We start from the raw sequence: 17,746 nt of genomic DNA on the forward strand, positions 1-17,746 counted from the left end.
GAAATTTCCAAGAATCATTTTAATTTTTATAAAATTATCGAAATCCGACCGCCTTTTTAAATAAAATGAAAGTTATTTATATATTCTTTTCCTTTTAATCTTGAAAGTATTTCTTTAATTGAAATTGAGAAGATCTAAATAAATCTTCTATCTTATCGTATAATATCGTTTAAAGTATTCTAAATCATCATTTTGTAAAAAACTAATAATTGAATTGCTGCAATTCGAAATCGTATTTTCATAAAATATTCTGAAAAGTCGTATCCAATAGGATTAGCAAAAATCTTTTTAATATACCAAACACAATGGGATTAGAAAGCGACGAAGGTTTAGATATGATTTATTTTTTAGAAGATAAATATTCCGATACAAATGGATTCAATTTTTCTAAAATTCTCAAAAGTATAAAGGGAGAATTATTAGGAAGTGATATTGATAAAATCGATTTATTATACGACAATACTGTAATAGCACTTTCCGAATTGTATTTTGAATTTAAAGATCACGGAACATTAAATTAACGTGAGTTCGACATAAGAAAACCGGGGCGAATCCGGCTTGCCACAGGCAGCCGGCCGGGCTCTCAGCTCTGGTCAATAAATTGCATACAGGAAACATAATACAACAATCGTCTTTAGATTCAATTTATTGACCCTAAAACGCTTTAATAAAAAGCGTTTTGCTGAGTTCAAACGCGACCTGTCGAACGACCCATGGGGAGTGAGACACTGAGTTTTAGGAGAGCGTTTTGCTTTAGTTCATTCATCGATCCCTTTCGCGTTACGCCCTGCTCACGTTAAATTATAAAGGATTAAAACACGTTCAAAATTTACGGTTGATAAGAAATCTTTGCAGTGGACCCATAAACACCTTCTGAGTATAAAAAATAACAACCAGACAAAAATGGAATCAGGGAAACCTTAGAAATATGGAAAGAATCTGATCCTTGGGAAAATCATATTAACGAATTACTGATCTCTATAAAAATAAATACCGTTAATTCTATCACAAAACTCTAATTCTATGTAAAATATTAGTTACTTTATTATATAGTTATGAGTAGTAGGAAAAGTCACAACCGAACTTAAAACAATTACTGCATAATATTTTTTTAGAATCCGTCCCAATACATAAAGATTTTATGATTAAAAACTATCGGAAAGTTCGCAAACGTCCAGACTTAACATGATTTGTGGAAGTTTCAACATTTCATTAGAAACTTCTAAAATAATGTAAGTTCAGCTCAAAGAATTCATTTTTTTGAAAAAAATTAGGATCTAAACTTTGAGAATCAATTCTTAAAATGCGAAATCTACCCTGAATCTTGATTTTACGAACAAATTCTAAAATTGTAAAAACCATTACTTTAGAAAATTCTTTCTCATTTTCTTACGACAAACTCACATTTAAATAGTATCCATTGATACCTTTCGAGGTTTAAGGCAAATCCTAAATTTGATTCTGCCTAAAAAGTAAACGATAAACTCATTCTAAAACCGAAAAGATACTGTAACTACTACAAAAAATTCCTGACAAAAACAATGAAAGTCTAATTGAGTTTATAAAATATTAATACTTTATAATATAAAAACAGACTCATTCCGAATAAACAATTCGCCAGTAGTGAATAAATAAAAAAAACTACTTTGGAATTTAAACATCTAACAGATCCTTTAGTTTTACTTTCAATCGTTTGGAAATTTTAAAAATAGAACTCGCCGTAAAATTAGTCCTTCCAGCCTCGATGTCTTGTAACGTTCGCACTGGAATAGCATAATCTCCTTCATCCATATTTTCTTGGGTAAATCCCTTTTCCTTCCGTAATTTTTGGATATTTCTCCCGGTTTTCTTTAAAAATTCTTCTAATTCCACACACGGTATCTTGCGGCATAGTTGACAAAAAGTAAACGTGATATATCGTGGGTTCGATGTTCTTTAAAGACTCTAATTTTACTAAAAGAAATTTTTTAAAAAATTTTTTCTTAGTTAGAGAGTTCAAAATCAAATTTCTAAAATCTTCCGAACAAACAGAAGTAAATATATCGAGAAAAATTTCTGAAGAAGAATGGAAATCTTTTTTTAGTAGACTTATAACAGCACGAATTGAAGCAAATCTTACTCAAGTTCAAGTAGCTAAGTCATTAGGAAAATATCAAAGTTATATTTCAAAAATTGAATCTGGTGAAAAAAGATTGTTTATGGAAGATTTTGTCAGACTATACAAACTTTATAATAAATCTCCCGAATATTTTTTTTCTGTATTCTCCAAATAAAAACAGAAAGAAAATCATGCATAACATTCCTATAAAATTTGACCTAATATTATTTTTTTAAATAAGGAATCTCTATAAAATCTAAAAAGAAATAATCGTCCAATCCAACTTCTACGCAAAATCATTGTTTTACGACATACTCTGATTTAACCCGAGTTTGTGGAGAAATTCGTTTTATACTAGGTCAATTTTTTCGTAAAAAGTAGATGTGGAAGCTCTCACAATCGTGAATTTACAGTTAAACTTTGAAAATTGTGGGAACTACTATGAAATACAAAATAATTATCCATCCGATTTTTGCACAAAATCGCTGTTTTACGGCCATCTTTAAAATTTAAATTCTATTTTGGCGCGAGTAAAAATTTTCTAAAAGTATGAGTTCCTACAATGTTAAAATTTGTTCGTAAAATCGTAATTTGCAGTAGTTCCCACACTTGAATACGAAAGATTCAATTGTTATAAATTTCTATTTAACGTGAGTTCGATAAACGCGAATTGAATATTCCAACTTTTGAAACAAGCTCATTGGTAGTAGTATTATTTTCACGCGTCCGAGTAATATCTCAAACAGAATAACAATCATAGAATATTTTCTGATCTAGTTACTAATTTACACGTCCGATTCTGGAAAATATTTTCAAGATAAATCAACCTACTTGAATTTTCAAACCGTCGTCCTTACCTCCAAGATCTCCCAAACCAGAATGACCAGTAAATGCAATCAAAAGCGTAAAGGTTCCAACTCTTCCCATAAACATCAAAGTAATATAAAGAAATTTCTCCAAATCGTTTGTGTACGCCGTCATTCCTAAACTTAAACCTACGGTCCCGAATGCGGACATCACTTCAAAAAAGATCGTTTCGATCCCGTGTCTATTTCCGTTTGCGAGAGTAATTAAGAACATAAAAACAACCAGAGAAATTGTCGCAAGAAAGTAGATTCGAGTAGAGATCGCAACTGAATTTTTAGATACGTCTTCGCCCCAAGCTTGAACCCGTGCCTGCGGACGAATTACGTTTTTTAAATATAAGATTAGTATAAAGAATGTAGTGATCTTGATACCACCCGCCGCCCCTTGCGGCCCGCCGCCGATAAACATCAAGGCACAAAGAAGAACGTAAGTCGCGCTTTCTATTTCAGTGATGTCAAACGTGTTAAAACCAGCGGTTCTCGAAGAAACGGAAAGAAAAAAAGAATTGAACAACTTTTCCGAAAAAACCATCTTTCCAATCGTCTCAGCATTGTTATATTCTATAAGAAGAATCGCAATTCCCCCAATGTGAATCAGGATCAAAGAACCTAAAACGATGATCGCCATTTGCATTCTGTTCGCATCCCCAAATAATTCCTTTCGATACACTTCCAACCGCTCTTCTAGTCGAACCGAAGTTGCAATTACAAAAATATACCAGGCAGGAGGATCTTCTCCTAATAGAACCGTTCTTCTCATCATAAAAGTTTCGGTCACAGCTTCTATCTTTCCCATAAACTTTTGCATGATCTCTAAAATTGACTTTTCTATAAATATAATTACCGGAAAACCAATTCCACCCATTACGATCAAAAACTGAACGATCAATAAGCATAAAGGATCTTTAGACAAAAAACTCAGATCATCTACGATAGAAAATCCTGCATTATTAAAAGCGGAAATAGAAGTAAATATGCTTAGAAAAAAACGATTCGGAGTTCCTGGAAGACGATCCATTTCTGGCATACAAAAAAAAAGTAGAGTTGCACCCACCGCTTCGATCGAAAGAGTAATGTTAAAAAGCGAGATCAACATTCTTCTTACGTAAGAAGCTTCCGCTTCGGTTTTTTTCTTTCCGGAAGAAATTACCGCAGATTGTTGTTCTAATTTTTTGTCCCTCATTCTTTTGGCAAGATGAGCGTCGGTCGCTTCATAAACAAAAGAAGCAAGACGAGTACTTCTAGACAAACCCCGAACGACTAAAACTCCAATCAAAACCGTAAACGTAATGATCCCTAAACCTCCGATCTGAATCAAAAACATCATGATCAACTGAGTAGAATGTTGTAACTCTGATAACAAAACAGGAGAAAGTCCAGTGACACAAATTGAAGAAGTTGCAAGATATAAGGAAACCGTATAACTTAGGCGACCCGATTCCGAAATATAAATTCCAAAAGAACCGATCAAAATAGTAATCGCAAAACCAAGACAAAGAGTTCTGGCTACGGATAACAAAAGAAACGCTTTCGCAATTCTATTCACGTTTCGTTTGATAAATTTGAGCGGTTGCATATCGATTTAAGAATCAGCCTCCAACCCGGATTTTTAAAATCCAGAGTCTAATATTAAAAAGACGAACTTTACTTCGGAAAAGCCCTAGTTTGTCTGAGACGTCAAAAGATCATCGTTTTGTAAAACCGTCCTCGGGCAAATGAAAAATACGGGAAACCTATTGATTCTTCGATTTAGATTTACAAATTCGCCCTTTTTTGGAATTTGGTAAATTGAGGGACTTTCTCCAAAGCTCCCTACCGGTGTTTTCACCGGAGTTATTTGCAATCTTTTATAAGAGGATGCCATGAGCACTGCCGTAGCCGAATTCAAACCGAGCGAAAAACTTCTAAAGACCAGAAACATTGGAATTTCTGCCCATATCGATTCCGGAAAAACGACCCTTACTGAAAGAATTCTATTTTATACAAATCGAATTCACGCAATTCACGAAGTTCGCGGAAAAGACGGAGTCGGCGCGAAAATGGATAGTATGGACCTCGAAAGAGAAAGAGGGATTACCATCCAGTCCGCTGCTACCTATTGCCAGTGGAAAAATCATACGATCAATATTATTGATACACCGGGTCACGTTGACTTTACCGTAGAAGTAGAACGTTCTCTCCGTGTATTAGATTCTGCAATTTTAGTTCTTTGTGGAGTTGCAGGAGTTCAATCACAGTCAATCACAGTCGATCGTCAGATGAGACGTTATAACGTTCCTCGAGTTGCATTTATCAATAAACTCGATAGAACCGGAGCCAATCCATTCCGAGTAATTGAACAACTTAAAGAAAAATTAAAACACAATGCGGTTCCAGTTCAAATTCCGATCGGTCTTGAAAACGACCTCAAAGGTGTTGTAGACCTTGTTACAATGAAAGCTTACTTTTTCGAAGGTAAGGACGGAATGGATATTCAGGAAAAAGAAATTCCAGATGATCTCAAAGAACTCGCACAAAAGAAACACGAAGAACTTTTAGATGCAGCTTCCATGTTCTCTGACGAATTGACCGAAGCTCTTCTCGAAGGAACTCCAACCGAGGAGATGATCAAAAAAGCGATCCGGACCGGCACAATCGAACTCAAGATGACTCCCGTTTTTATGGGCTCCGCTTTTAAAAACAAAGGAGTTCAAAAACTTCTAGACGGAGTTTTAGATTATCTCGCAAGCCCAGTAGACGTAAAAAACAAGGCCTTGGATCAAAACAACAACGAAGAAATGATCGTTCTTGAATCCAATTTTGAGAAGCCTTTGGTTTGTCTCGCGTTTAAACTTGAAGACGGACGTTACGGCCAGCTTACGTACGTGCGTGTTTATCAGGGAAAACTCGCCAAAGGGATGACTATCTACAATATGTCGAACAACAAGAAACATAACGTGGGTAGACTTTGTAGAATGCACTCGGACGAAATGGAAGACATCGACTCTGCAGAAGCGGGTGATATCATCGCACTTTTCGGAATTGATTGTGCCTCCGGGGATACTTTTACCGATGGAAAACTTAAGGTTTCTATGGAATCTATGTTCGTTCCTGCTCCGGTAATCTCTTTAACGATCGAAGCAAAAGAATCGAAACATTTAAACAATCTTGCAAAAGCATTAAACCGTTTTACCAAGGAAGATCCAACCTTTCAAACACACGTAGATCAAGAGTCCGGACAAACCATCATCAAAGGAATGGGAGAACTCCATCTTGAAGTTTATATCGAACGTATGAAAAGAGAGTACGGAGTGGAATTGATCACAGGCGCTCCTCAAGTGGCGTATCGTGAAACCATTACTTCCAAAGCGGATTTCGATTATACTCATAAAAAACAAACCGGTGGTCAAGGTCAGTTCGGTCGTGTAGCAGGTTATATGGAACCGATCCCGCTTGAAGAAACATTAGATTACGATTTCGTAAACAAGGTAGTAGGTGGCGCGATTCCAAGAGAATACATTCAATCGGTAGACAAAGGATTTAAAAGTTGTTTAGAGCGAGGTTCTTTGATCGGGTTTCCGATCATAGGAGTTCGTTGTGTGATTAACGACGGTGCTTATCACGACGTGGACTCTTCCGATATGGCATTCCAGATCGCCGGTCGTTATGCGTTCCGCCAAGGATTCAACAAAGCAAATCCTCAAATTCTGGAACCGATTATGAAAGTAGAAGTCGATGGTCCTTCTGAATTTCAAGGAGCGATCCTCGGGTCCTTGAACCAAAGACGCGGTATGATTCTGAACACTACTGAAGAAGACGCTTATTGTAAAACCGAGGCGGAAGTTCCTCTCGCGGATATGTTCGGATATTCAACTGTATTACGTTCGTCTACACAAGGTAAGGCGGAGTTTTCGATGGAATTTTCCAGATACGCTCCGGTTCCAAGAAACGTAGCAGAAGAGTTGATGAAAAAATACAAGGTCAACAATAAAGACGAAGATTGATCTAAATTATTTCAAAGACTTTTTGAAGTGACTTCTATGGAGTCTTACGTTTTATTTTTGCAGGAAAATAAGAATCCAAACAAAAATAAAATCTTTTTGAGTAGCTTCATTTTAGAAGTTACTTAAAGAATCTAAAATTCTTTCCTTTAAAAAAGAGCCTTTCGGCTCTTTTTTATTTTGTGTATTTTTGAAACTGTTTTCCTTTTTTTATTTTCCACAGGTTCTTAGCTTCCTGTTTTCGGGTTTTCTGCCGATATTGAAAGAGATGCACCGTGTTTTTTCAAACTTGGGAATCTGTGTGTTTTTTCTAGTTCTTCCCAAGATCTTTGCCGCAGGGTCACAGAATCTTTCCTTTTATACCGTCCAAAAGGGGGATACGTATTTTTCTTTGGGAAAAAAATTAAAAGTCGATTATCATAAAATTATGGAATGGAACGGCAAAAAAGAAACGGATTCTCTACTACCAGGAGAAGTTTTAAAAATTCAAAAACCTGCAAACCTAGAAAACCAAAAAACCGTTTCTAAAAATACAAAATTAAACCTTGTATCCGTAGAATCTTCAAAACCAAATCTTAGATTTCCACTAAAAAATAGAACTCCTATACAAAACCATTTTACCAAATTGAGTTTTGCTCCTCACAAAGGAATTCTGTTCAAAGCGACAAGACACGCTGAGGTTCGTCCTGCTTCTCCCGGCAAAGTGTTGGTCGTAGACGAAATGGAAGGATATAAAAAATACATAATATTAGAACATAAGAATGGTTATTCTACCGTATACGCCAATTTAAAAACAGTCTCCGTAAACGAAGGTGAAACCGTGGATCCTTCTAAAATATTAGGTTCTTTAGAGTCCGGCAAAGGTCTTTACTTTCAGCTCAACCATGGAAGTTCCGCGATCGATCCGGGTTTACAAATTCGTTAAGAGAATTAAATATTAAAAATATGGAATACGAACTCGTAAATGCATGCATCGTAACTAAGGATAGATGGATTTCAAACGGAAGTATCGTAGTCAAGGACGGTATAATAATTTCCGTAAACGCGGGCGGGCCTCCCACTGGAAAAAGAATTCGTTTAAATCTAAACGGGTTGTATGTCTATCCAGGGTTGATTAACGGACACGATCACTTATTGAGCACTTATCTTCCAAGAGTAGCTCCAAGCAAACCTTATTTGAACTGGCTTCCTTGGGACAACGATCTTAAATCTTCTATCGTATTTTCAGAAAGACAACAACTCGATCCGGAACAACTTTATCTTTTAGGTTCTTATAAAAATCTAATCTCGGGGGTTACTTCCGTTCAAGATCATATTCCTCATTTTGTTCAAGATCCGTTTATCCAAACGATGCCCGTAAGAATTTTAAACCGATTTACATTGTCTCATAGTATTTGTACGTATTCCTTAGACTGGGGAGACGGCCCCGAAGAAGAGTATGCAAAAGCTCTAAAACAAGATATTCCTTATATCACTTGTATTGCGGAAGGATTTGACTCCGAATCCAGAGATTCTCTTAAAAACCTAGATCAATTAGGATGCCTCGGAGAACATACCGTTTTAGTACACGGAATCGTATTATCAGAATCGGACATCACTTTGATCGCCCAAAAAAAGTCTCATTTAGTTTGGTGTCCCGAAGCGAATTTGTTTTTATACGAAAGAACAACGGATATTAAAGATTTATTAAAACACGGAGTTAACGTTTGTCTTGGAACGGATTCGAGTATCTGCGGTTCACTGAATCTTTTAGAAGAAATTAAGAATGCACGAAAATTCTATCGGACAGAATACGGAGAAGATCTTTCTCCAAAAACGCTTTTTGAAATGGTTACGTCTAATCCTGCAAAAGCGTTTCGAATTGAAAACCAATTAGGAAGTATCGAAGTGGGAAAAATTGCAGATCTAACAATCCTTACTCGAAATTTCGAAGATCCATATCTCAATCTTTGTGAAAGTGACCTAAACAGTATCCGTCTCGTTTTACGGGATGGACTTCCTGTTTATGGAGATATAAGTTTAAAATCTTTTTTTGAAGAATCCGGAGTGCCAGTGGAAAAAATTTGTATAGACAATTCTGAAAAATACTTAGTTGCATCCCCCGGAAAATTGCTCAAATCCCTTGTTGTTTCCCTTGGTTATAAAAAGGATTTGGCTTTTTTTCCCGTACAAAAAGAATTTGATAACTTTGAGTAGGTAAATCCATTTGGCCGGTCCGATCATCAGAAATTATAAAGGCGGATCCATCATTTATTTTGAGAAGGACAAAGCTGAAGATATCTATGTCCTGAGAAATGGACGTGTCATACTAACGTTCCCAGCAGTAGATACTGGTCAAGAAGTCAAAGAAGACGTTCGAATTGGAGAATTTTTCGGGGTAAAATCTGCACTTGGAAAATATCCAAGAGAAGAAACCGCCCAGGTTCTTGGAAGTGCCACAGTACTCGTTTTCAAACCGAATGAATTTGAACAATTTGTAGCTGAAAAAACCCATCTCATTTTAAAGATGATGAAAGTTTTTTCCAGTCAACTTAGACAGGTTCACAAAAAACTCAAAGAAATCTTAGGGCAATCGGATACTCGCAATCCTGCGTTCGAATTGATGAACGTAGCGGAAGTTTTTTATAAAAATAATAATTTTCCACACGCGATATACGCATTTGAAAAATATCTACAACATTATCCCGGAACAACTTATGCGGGTCGGGCTACAGAGCTTTTGGAACTTGCAAAAAGAAATAGTCCTTATCCCTTAAATATGCCTCCTCTAGTTTTTGAAGGAAGCACAAGCAGAGTCACTCCGGAAACTCTTCAGAATATCATGAAACCCGCCGTGGAAAAGTCGCCGATGAAAGCAGGAGCAGACAACTCGATCACTTCTCTTTACAATAGGGCACACACACTTGTAAACGTAGGTAAACACACGGATGCAATGGTAATCTACAAAGACTTACTTAATAGAACCGATTTTAAATTCGATTCGGAAAGAAAGTTAGTGGAAAATTCACTCTTTCAACTCGGTGTATGTTTGTTAAAACAAAACGATTTGGACAGTGCCAATTCTTCTTTTTCTACTTATATCAAAAAATATCCATCGGGCGAATCGATCAAAGAATCCCTATTTCATCTCGCGGAAATTTCGGAACTACAAGGAGATCGCCAAAGAGCAAGGATGTTATACGGCAAGGTAGCTCTTCTTCCACCTGAAAAAGATAGTATCTCTCAAAAGTCTAAACTGAAGGCTAAGGAGATGAGTACCTGATGGATATGATGCTCGAATCCATGTTTTCTAAATTCGGTCAGACATATGAACCGAATCAGATCATATTTTGTGAAAATGAACCTGGAAATAATTTTTTTCTAATTCAATCCGGAAAGGTAAAAATCGTTAAAACGGTTCCTAATCCTACAAAAAAAGAAGACTACTTGATCAAAACACTCGATATTCTTGAACAAGGCGACGTTTTTGGAGAAATGGCGATTTTAGAAGAACAACCCAGGTCTGCAACCGCGATCGCAATTTCAGAAGTAAAGGTACTGAATTTCAACCAAGCAAATTTCGAACTTTTGATGACTAAAAATCCTATGTTAGCGCTTAAAATCCTCACTATTTTTTCTGTTAGAATTAACGACGCTAAAAGAAGACTTTTGATTCTTTTGATGGATGATATCCAAGGTAAGGTTGCGGACGTTTTTTTAATGTTATACGAAAAGATGCACGCTCATAGTGATTTTAAAGAGATCGTCTTAAACGTTTCCCAACACGATGTAGCGGAATGGTGCGCTCAACCGGTAGGCGAAGTTCAAAAGGTTTTAAATACCCTTTCCAAAAGTGGTAAAATCGAACTTTACGAAGACAAAATTGTTATACACAATATTGCAGACTTCCAGAGAATCGTCGCACAAAAACGGAAACCGAATTCTTAAAAGCTCCCGTAGCTCAGGTGGACAGAGCAGAAGTTTCCTAAACTTTTGGTCGGAGGTTCGAATCCTCTCGGGGGCATTCAATTTAAAAAGCAAAGCCAACTCATTCGTTTATTTCTATATTCTAAAATTTTAATTTTATTTAATCCATAAAGACTTACTTTTTACAGAGGTTAACGTGAATTTGTAGAGAAAATATTGAAGTATAAAAGATCCAACGTTGTTTTCTAGACTCAAGCGCACTGTTATCGAACTCACACGGGGTTAAAGTTTCATTTATGAATTTTTACGTCGCCTAAGAATGTAGGCAAAACATCTATAAAACCCAATATGATTTGAAGTGAATTTCATTTTGTAACACAAAATTGTTGTAAGAAATTCGTTTTATAAAACCTGATTTTTCCATAAAAAATAAAATGTAGGAATTTTGTTTTACCGTAAAACAAATGGTTTTGTGCAAAAACCGGATGGACGATGATTTTTTTTGTATTTTATAGTAGTTACCACATCCATTTTTTCACGGTAAAACAAAATTTTAGGGAACAGATTCCTTATACCAAAACTCATGTTAAATTTATAAAAACAAAATTCCTACATTTTACAAAAATCCAAAATCGAACTTAAAAAAATGAAATCCATGGTAACGAAAACTCTGAAACTGGCACTAATAAATACTCACACCGAATTATAAATGCAACATCCAGATTCAATTCTCACTCTTTTAAAAAAATCGGAAGAATTCTTAAAAAAGAAAGAAATTCCAAACGCACGTTTAGATGCAGAAATTCTTTTAGCCGATCTTCTCAATCTCCAAAGAGTAAAACTTTACGTAAACTTTGAAAGACTTCTTAACGAAACGGAAAAAAACGCATATAGGGAAAGAATTTTAGAAAGATCTAAAAACAAACCCACCGCTTACATCACAAACCAAAAGGCGTTTTACAATTCTGTATTTTTTGTGAACGAAAACGTTCTCATACCAAGACCCGAAACGGAAGAACTTGTGGAAAAGATCTTATCGGATTTTAAAGGAAATATAGATGAACAAAACGTATTAGACCTTTGTACCGGAAGCGGTTGTATCGGAATCAGCTTGAAACTTATTCGGAAAGACTGGAACATTACGTTAAGCGACATATCAAAAGAAGCGATAGAAGTTGCTAAAAAAAACACGATTCAAATTTTAGGAGAGGAAAAACACATTCAATTTTTAGAAAGTGATTTGTTTCTTTCAATTCCAAAAGAGTCCAAATTTAATCTGATCGTTACCAATCCGCCTTATATTCCCATTTCGGATAAAGCAGAAATGATGAAAGACGTAGTAGATTATGAACCCCATCTCGCCTTATTTATAGAAAATCCGAAAGACTTTTTATCTAATTTGATTACACAGGCACACGAACGATTGGTCGAAGGCGGAAAACTTTATATGGAGACCCTTCCTTCTTTATCTGAAACTATTATTTCGGATTCAATCACAAAAGGTTGGAAAAATGGAAAGATCGAAAAAGACCTTTCCGGAAAAGAACGGTTTATAATTTTAACAAGATAAAATCAGCATTTTAAACAAAGACAAAGTATTTTCAAGATAGGTTCTAATAACTTACCCAAAAATTCCGAAAGACATAAACGATTATCCTTTAAAAATTTCTTTTACGGCTTTATTCAAAATATAATAGAGTTGTTGAAAAATTTCAGTTCGTATTAACAAAAATGCTTCGATCGATCTTTTCATGAAACAAAAGCAGGTGTAGAATTAATTTTTCAACAACTCTAATAAAATATCCAATATTTACACCACTCAGAACTACACAATCCAATAGTTTATACTTTAATAATATGAATTCAGAGTAAGAGAATATAGACGAATTGCCGGACCACACTTTTCAGCTTTAGTCAATAAATTATATTAACGAAACGTAATACGATATTTAGTCTTTAGTTACAATTTATTATAGAACGCTAACTGCAGAGCAATACATTGAGTTTAGGAAAGCGTTCTGCTGAGCGTGCTTAAGTGAAGCAGTATTTTGGGATAAACATTTAGATTTTCAATTTTATAGAGATGAGTAAAAACAGTATTTTCCGGTAAAATTAACGGTACTCAGTTTTATAGAAATCAGTGGAACCAACCCTAAATCCAATCAACGTTTTGCATTTCGTCTGGCTCTAGAATAAGCAGAATCTATTTCGCCTAAAGGTTTTTCCAATTCTTCTAAAGCGGGATCTTGCCAATAACTATCGTATAAATTTTCACCGGAATAGGTATGAAAGTGATTGTCAAAATGGATTTTAGCGAATTCGTCTTTACGAGAAAACATAGCTCGATTGATTTCATTTAGAATTCCAGTAAAATCTTCAGTTTCCGGATCGGGAGGGAAATCAGAAAGATATTTCATGGAAAGAAGAACTACATACTTTCTAGATTGTTTGAGTAACTTTAAAGATTCGTAAAGTAGTTCCAATTTGATTGGTTGCAGATACGGCCTTGTATTATCCGAAATAGTTTTTTTTTGTTCCGCTGCACTCAATTCTCGATATGCCATTTCGAGATGTTTTTTTGGTTTGGTTTCGGCTTCTCGGATCGCTTTTTGTCCGAGGGAATCCAATTCACCTCGGATAGTTTTTCTACTCGATTCGATCACATTGGAATAAAGAATTACGAGTAAATCTTGAGTACGTTTTAGCTCGGAATAAGATTTTTCCAAATCGAATTGAAAGTATAATTGATTAGTTTCAACATGATGTTGAATAATTCTTTTATAAAGAGCTTTGTTCGCTTCCGAACCTAAATTGGAAATAGTACTATTCAAAGCTTGGATCAAAAACTCGTTCGTTTTAATTCCTCTTTCGACTCGAACAAGATGTGTAGCTCCGTTACTCGCATAATCGGCAAAAACGGAAAATGGACCCGATAAAACGACGTAGATCGTAATTCCAAAAACCGCTCTCATATATTTATTTTCGGGAAATGAAGATAAGTAATTCAATTGGGTAGAAAATAATAAGAAATTAACTTTTTTTAAAATTATGTCTGTAAGTCATCTTACAAATTGAATAGAGAGGTTTGGGACGATGTTTATTTAAAGTTTCAAGAAAGTTCTTGGAATTATAATTAGAATGAAATTAAATTTATGTTTTTGATTTATATCGTTTGAAAAACTGAATTCAAAAAATAGAATATAAGTCCTTAAATTCTCATTTAGAAAGGAATCCGTTTGCAAAATTCTACCTCATTTTTAGATTCAAAAATAAGATTTGGTAGAATCCAAATAAAAACGATCATAGAGAGTGTTCTTTTATGAAACGATTATCTATTTTAGGAATAGTTGCAGTTTTGGCGTTATATTGTTCCGCCTCGCAGAAAATTTATCTTTTATCCTATGGAGATTGGAAGGGGAAAAAACTTCCCGGAGTAGAAAAAATAAAAGGCGAAATCAAACAAGGAGAAGATTGCGGTTTTAGATTCAGTCTTTCGAAAGCTCTGGAAAACGCACTATTAAAATCGAAATATGACACGATTTTAGACGCCGAAGTCACCCACTCCGCCAGTATGTTAGCACCTTTCAACTGTATTGCAGTCAAAGGATTTGCATTTGATAGTTCCGAAGTTCAAAAGGAAGATAAAAAATGAAAGTATTTCGAATTACTATTCTAATCCTAATCTTGATAATTCTTACCAGTTGTTCTCAAAATGTAAAACGAATCTCTTATGTTTCTGTGGATAAACCCAAAGACGGAATTCTTTCCAATGAAAGTAAATCTGTAGAGTTCGGAAAATTTCGATTCGGAATCGTTTATATTCCTCCCGTAGGTGTACACTCGTATTTAAAAGAAGCCGAAATACAAAGCGGAAGTACAACACTCAGAAATGTCGACGTAGTTATGAGACCTGGATTTTGTTTACTTCCTTTAATGCCGTTAGTTTGTTTTACTAGATACTCTATTATTGTAGAAAGTAATTCAGTTCAACCAGCCCCTTAATCGGATAAAATTTTTAAAATTTAGAATACCCTAATAAACTCTAAAAACAATAATTTTAAAGATCAATTTCTGAATTAAATCTCTGTTTGACGATCTTCTATTTATTTTTTGGACTTGCCCCAATTCTGTGGAACATCAATAGAAACGAGACGTTGAGTTTCCAAAACGACCTACTGAGTTTTATAAAAATAAGGTGGTCGTTTGTTAAAGATTCAAAGATAATTTTAACACAAGTCTTTTGTAAAATCGAATATTCAATTTTACTCATTCTTCCTTTGCAAAATCAGTCTTAAAAACTTTTGTATCCGGGGCTTCACATGGTTGCCCTTCTTGGTATGTAATTGTACATTTGTTTTCCTGTAATACGATTTCTGTTTTAGAAACAGTGTGAGCGTCTCTTCTGTGCATACAAGATGACAACGCTCCTTTTTCAGGTAAATGGGAGGTAAGAAAATCTTTAGATAGTTTCAAAAATCCGTCCGCGTCCGGAAATGTTTTAGGTAGATAATATTTTTGAAAAACTTCTTCTCTAGAAATTTGAGCCTTAGGTCCTTGTGTAAAAGAACTTCCTAATATTTGAAAGCTTTTCGTATAAAAATCCGTTATGAGTTCCTTTCCGTTCCATACAAAAGTTTCCGTTCTGTCTAAAGTGATTTTTAGAAGTTTAAACGGATAATAATGATTTAGATCTTCGGATTTTAAATGTTCCGGTTTAACTTCGTCTAACAAACAAGATCTTACAAGTAAACCTCTACTTGTAGGATTTTTTAAAAGTTTAAGAGTTGCTTCATAAAAATTCAAAAGACAAAAAATTTCCTTCGAAGAATTAATCCCAATCCAAGTGCCTCCGTAATCTCCATCTAAAGGAGCAATCGCAAAAACAGAACCGTTCTCCAATTTTGTCGGAGCCAGGGAGGGTTTTCTTTTTACAGACTCGTCTCTATTAAATCCTATACCGAAAATTTCTAGATCTGGATTTCTATAAATGAGAGCGGTACACATATTTTTTAAGGCGAAAGATAAAAATCGATTCTCTGATTTTTATCCGCTTCGTATTTTCCGGAACCTGGAATTAAAGGTAAAGTTTCTCCATAACCTCGAAAACGAATTCTTCCAAATGGTACCGTCTTGGAAAAAAAATATTCAAGTGCTTCTCTAGCTCTTTCTTCGGTTCCTACTTGATTGACTTCCTCATCTCCTTGATGTGAAGAATGAGATTGTAATTCTATCTTATATCCCGGAAATTCGTTTAACAACGAACGGATTTTTCCGGGTAAACTCCACCATCTCGCTTCTACTTGAGATTCCGGAATCGAAATTCGTAAGGAATGATCTTCTTCTAATACTAGAATCGTAGTTTTGAATTCTGCTCCTTTTTTATTCGATTCCCTTCCCAATACATCCGTATATTTCCATTCAAAATAAAATTCGCTCAAAGAACCAATTCGAACTCCCGATTCATCCAAACCTTCCCAAAAAATTTCAGGACCTGGTTGCCCCTCGCCGTTCCAAGTTTTGATTTTACGTCTCAGAGAAGTATAAGGAGGTATTTCGTATAACGTTATTTCCCAAGATTGTAGAGGAATTCCTTGATGCGAAAGATAAATCTTTAAAAGATCATTTTTTCCATCGTTATCCGGAGAAAATTCATTTGTCGAAAGAGATAAATCTAGACCGAAGGATTCTTTGGAAACTTCGAACGAAGAAGGTATGGATTGATAACGTTCATATCGACTATGAACCGTTAGCCGACAATGATAAGTTCCAGCCGAAACAAAATCACCGGCTTGATTCTTTAGATCCCATTTCCATTCCGTTCCCGGTTCTCCGGTTTCACGCAAACGATAGACGTTTTTTTCTTCATTTCCTTTCTTTTGAAAAATTTCGATTTCGTAAGAATCCGATTTGAGTTTAGGGGAAACGTAAAAAGTAAACTTCGCCGAATTTTTTAAACTCCCCGGTTGATAAGAATAAATTTTAGAATCGGAGAACATATCTACGCCGATCATTTCGTTACGGATCGTAAGATCAGAAATTACGGAAATAGATTCGTTTTTTACTTTGTCGCTTCCGATCAATCGATACGTATAAATCCCATTAGACAATTGTTTATTAGAAAAATCTGTTCCATCCCAGATTAAAACGGAAGGTACATCCTTGAATTTCCACGTATAAGACTTTACGATCTTTCCTTCCGAATCTAAAAATTCCCCCGTAAAATAGTCAGACGATTCTCCGGAAACTTTTTGAGAAATATTAATACGAGAAGAATTTCGATCTCCGTTTAAGAAAAGAACTCTCGTCTTAGTACCGATTTCAGAACTAGGCGAATGAGAATCTAAAAGAATCGTTTTTTCTTCAGATAATAGATTTTCTTTATTTTCGGTAACTAATCTAAGTATATATTTGTATTCTCCATCCGGGAGCAAGAATCCTTTAGAATCTTCTCCGAACCATAGAATCGATTCTGGAATTGTAATTTCAAGAGGAGACAGTTGTGTATCATCCTGCAACAATCCAAAAAAAGAAAATCCCCTTTTCCTTCTATGATCCGCTTTGAAAATTTTTACTATGTCATCTCCGGAATTTTTAATTACAAGTTCCCAATCGGAAAGTCGAGGAAGCGCCGATTTAGAAATTCTAAATTCAAGCACGTCATTTTTTCCATCCCAATTGGGCGAGAATACTTCCGTATTCGTCTTTAAAAAAGTATTTGAGTGAAGTGAAAAATTAAAAAGGAAAAAAGACGTCGTAATCAAACGAATTCCGTTCCGCATGAGTACACTCTAATTGAGTACGTTTTTTTTCCTATTTCTTTTTAAAATGAAGTAACTGGAATCCTATAAAATCCGCACATAAGGTTCTCAATATCTACTTTCAATATTAGAGTTGTT

The 17,746-nt window shown here is 35.2% G+C and carries 15 protein-coding genes, 1 tRNA gene and 1 pseudogene; 11 read left to right on the forward strand and 6 right to left on the reverse strand.

The window, feature by feature from the left end; all coding sequences use genetic code 11:
• Nucleotides 1-305 precede the first annotated feature (305 nt).
• Nucleotides 306-521 carry a hypothetical protein gene (locus tag LEP1GSC049_RS218265; RefSeq protein ID WP_016560578.1) on the forward strand — a complete coding sequence of 72 codons (216 nt, stop codon included), beginning with the start codon at nucleotides 306-308 and terminating at the stop codon, nucleotides 519-521.
• A 1,132-nt stretch (nucleotides 522-1,653) separates the two neighbouring features.
• Here the strand turns inward: LEP1GSC049_RS218265 and LEP1GSC049_RS218260 are convergent.
• Nucleotides 1,654-1,872 carry a helix-turn-helix domain-containing protein gene (locus LEP1GSC049_RS218260; protein WP_000418124.1) on the reverse strand — a complete coding sequence of 73 codons (219 nt, stop codon included), beginning with the start codon at nucleotides 1,870-1,872 and terminating at the stop codon, nucleotides 1,654-1,656.
• A 56-nt stretch (nucleotides 1,873-1,928) separates the two neighbouring features.
• Here LEP1GSC049_RS218260 and LEP1GSC049_RS218255 point away from each other — a divergent pair, with 56 nt between their 5' ends.
• Nucleotides 1,929-2,273: a helix-turn-helix domain-containing protein gene (locus LEP1GSC049_RS218255; RefSeq protein WP_004753723.1), complete on the forward strand. Its 345-nt coding sequence runs from the start codon at nucleotides 1,929-1,931 to the stop codon at nucleotides 2,271-2,273.
• A 647-nt stretch (nucleotides 2,274-2,920) separates the two neighbouring features.
• Here the strand turns inward: LEP1GSC049_RS218255 and LEP1GSC049_RS218250 are convergent.
• Both LEP1GSC049_RS218250 and LEP1GSC049_RS2000000228715 read right to left on the reverse strand, forming a co-directional pair.
• Nucleotides 2,921-4,540: a TrkH family potassium uptake protein gene (locus LEP1GSC049_RS218250; RefSeq protein WP_004754825.1), complete on the reverse strand. Its 1,620-nt coding sequence runs from the start codon at nucleotides 4,538-4,540 to the stop codon at nucleotides 2,921-2,923.
• A 68-nt stretch (nucleotides 4,541-4,608) separates the two neighbouring features.
• Nucleotides 4,609-4,801, reverse strand: a pseudogene (locus LEP1GSC049_RS2000000228715) (hypothetical protein).
• A 25-nt stretch (nucleotides 4,802-4,826) separates the two neighbouring features.
• Here LEP1GSC049_RS2000000228715 and fusA point away from each other — a divergent pair.
• From fusA to prmC, 7 genes are all read left to right on the forward strand, one after another.
• A complete protein-coding gene (gene fusA, locus LEP1GSC049_RS218245; protein WP_004754792.1) occupies nucleotides 4,827-6,947 on the forward strand; it encodes an elongation factor G in 2,121 nt (706 codons plus the stop codon).
• 265 nt (nucleotides 6,948-7,212) lie between these two features.
• Nucleotides 7,213-7,869 (forward strand): LIC_10271 family cell wall hydrolase, encoded by a 657-nt coding sequence (locus tag LEP1GSC049_RS218240; protein ID WP_025175924.1) that lies wholly within the window; start codon nucleotides 7,213-7,215, stop codon nucleotides 7,867-7,869.
• A 20-nt stretch (nucleotides 7,870-7,889) separates the two neighbouring features.
• Nucleotides 7,890-9,140, forward strand: a complete 1,251-nt coding sequence (locus LEP1GSC049_RS218235; protein ID WP_016560551.1) for an amidohydrolase family protein — start codon at nucleotides 7,890-7,892, stop codon at nucleotides 9,138-9,140.
• Nucleotides 9,141-9,150: 10 nt separating this feature from the next.
• Nucleotides 9,151-10,206 carry a tetratricopeptide repeat protein gene (locus LEP1GSC049_RS218230; protein WP_004755119.1) on the forward strand — a complete coding sequence of 352 codons (1,056 nt, stop codon included), beginning with the start codon at nucleotides 9,151-9,153 and terminating at the stop codon, nucleotides 10,204-10,206.
• Nucleotides 10,206-10,871, forward strand: a complete 666-nt coding sequence (locus tag LEP1GSC049_RS218225; RefSeq protein WP_004755157.1) for a Crp/Fnr family transcriptional regulator — start codon at nucleotides 10,206-10,208, stop codon at nucleotides 10,869-10,871. Before LEP1GSC049_RS218230 ends, LEP1GSC049_RS218225 begins: the two co-directional genes overlap by 1 nt.
• Before the next feature lie 2 nt (nucleotides 10,872-10,873).
• Nucleotides 10,874-10,947: transfer RNA gene (locus LEP1GSC049_RS218220), tRNA-Arg, on the forward strand.
• Between the two features lie 612 nt (nucleotides 10,948-11,559).
• A complete protein-coding gene (prmC, locus tag LEP1GSC049_RS218215; RefSeq protein ID WP_004758013.1) occupies nucleotides 11,560-12,420 on the forward strand; it encodes a peptide chain release factor N(5)-glutamine methyltransferase in 861 nt (286 codons plus the stop codon).
• Between the two features lie 592 nt (nucleotides 12,421-13,012).
• Here the strand turns inward: prmC and LEP1GSC049_RS218210 are convergent.
• Nucleotides 13,013-13,822 carry an adhesin OmpL37 family surface protein gene (locus LEP1GSC049_RS218210; protein WP_004757985.1) on the reverse strand — a complete coding sequence of 270 codons (810 nt, stop codon included), beginning with the start codon at nucleotides 13,820-13,822 and terminating at the stop codon, nucleotides 13,013-13,015.
• Nucleotides 13,823-14,169: 347 nt separating this feature from the next.
• Here LEP1GSC049_RS218210 and LEP1GSC049_RS218205 point away from each other — a divergent pair, with 347 nt between their 5' ends.
• Nucleotides 14,170-14,502, forward strand: a complete 333-nt coding sequence (locus LEP1GSC049_RS218205) for a hypothetical protein (protein WP_004755025.1) — start codon at nucleotides 14,170-14,172, stop codon at nucleotides 14,500-14,502.
• A complete protein-coding gene (locus tag LEP1GSC049_RS218200; protein WP_004776867.1) occupies nucleotides 14,499-14,852 on the forward strand; it encodes an LIC10260 family lipoprotein in 354 nt (117 codons plus the stop codon). The genes LEP1GSC049_RS218205 and LEP1GSC049_RS218200 overlap by 4 nt, the downstream gene beginning before the upstream one ends.
• Nucleotides 14,853-15,116: 264 nt before the next feature.
• On the opposite strand, the gene LEP1GSC049_RS218195 is transcribed toward LEP1GSC049_RS218200, so the two are convergent.
• Nucleotides 15,117-15,854 carry an NRDE family protein gene (locus LEP1GSC049_RS218195; protein ID WP_004758057.1) on the reverse strand — a complete coding sequence of 246 codons (738 nt, stop codon included), beginning with the start codon at nucleotides 15,852-15,854 and terminating at the stop codon, nucleotides 15,117-15,119.
• Between the two features lie 5 nt (nucleotides 15,855-15,859).
• The gene (gene lsa66 / locus LEP1GSC049_RS218190) at nucleotides 15,860-17,629 is read right to left on the reverse strand and encodes a fibronectin-binding adhesin Lsa66 (protein WP_016560648.1); all 1,770 of its coding nucleotides are present in this window, start codon (nucleotides 17,627-17,629) and stop codon (nucleotides 15,860-15,862) included.
• Between the last annotated feature and the right edge of the window lie 117 nt (nucleotides 17,630-17,746).

The sequence above is a fragment of the Leptospira kirschneri serovar Cynopteri str. 3522 CT genome (assembly GCF_000243695.2).
Taxonomy (GTDB): domain Bacteria; phylum Spirochaetota; class Leptospiria; order Leptospirales; family Leptospiraceae; genus Leptospira; species Leptospira kirschneri.

Coding starts and splice junctions, on each gene's coding strand:
- LEP1GSC049_RS218265 (WP_016560578.1), top strand. CDS start 306: ATGGGATTAGAAAGCGACGAAGGTTTAGATATGATTTATTTTTTAGAA.
- LEP1GSC049_RS218255 (WP_004753723.1), top strand. CDS start 1,929: ATGTTCTTTAAAGACTCTAATTTTACTAAAAGAAATTTTTTAAAAAAT.
- LEP1GSC049_RS218250 (WP_004754825.1), bottom strand. CDS start 4,540: ATGCAACCGCTCAAATTTATCAAACGAAACGTGAATAGAATTGCGAAA.
- fusA (WP_004754792.1), top strand. CDS start 4,827: ATGAGCACTGCCGTAGCCGAATTCAAACCGAGCGAAAAACTTCTAAAG.
- LEP1GSC049_RS218240 (WP_025175924.1), top strand. CDS start 7,213: ATGCACCGTGTTTTTTCAAACTTGGGAATCTGTGTGTTTTTTCTAGTT.
- LEP1GSC049_RS218235 (WP_016560551.1), top strand. CDS start 7,890: ATGGAATACGAACTCGTAAATGCATGCATCGTAACTAAGGATAGATGG.
- LEP1GSC049_RS218225 (WP_004755157.1), top strand. CDS start 10,206: ATGGATATGATGCTCGAATCCATGTTTTCTAAATTCGGTCAGACATAT.
- prmC (WP_004758013.1), top strand. CDS start 11,560: ATGCAACATCCAGATTCAATTCTCACTCTTTTAAAAAAATCGGAAGAA.
- LEP1GSC049_RS218210 (WP_004757985.1), bottom strand. CDS start 13,822: ATGAGAGCGGTTTTTGGAATTACGATCTACGTCGTTTTATCGGGTCCA.
- LEP1GSC049_RS218205 (WP_004755025.1), top strand. CDS start 14,170: ATGAAACGATTATCTATTTTAGGAATAGTTGCAGTTTTGGCGTTATAT.
- LEP1GSC049_RS218200 (WP_004776867.1), top strand. CDS start 14,499: ATGAAAGTATTTCGAATTACTATTCTAATCCTAATCTTGATAATTCTT.
- LEP1GSC049_RS218195 (WP_004758057.1), bottom strand. CDS start 15,854: ATGTGTACCGCTCTCATTTATAGAAATCCAGATCTAGAAATTTTCGGT.
- lsa66 (WP_016560648.1), bottom strand. CDS start 17,629: ATGCGGAACGGAATTCGTTTGATTACGACGTCTTTTTTCCTTTTTAAT.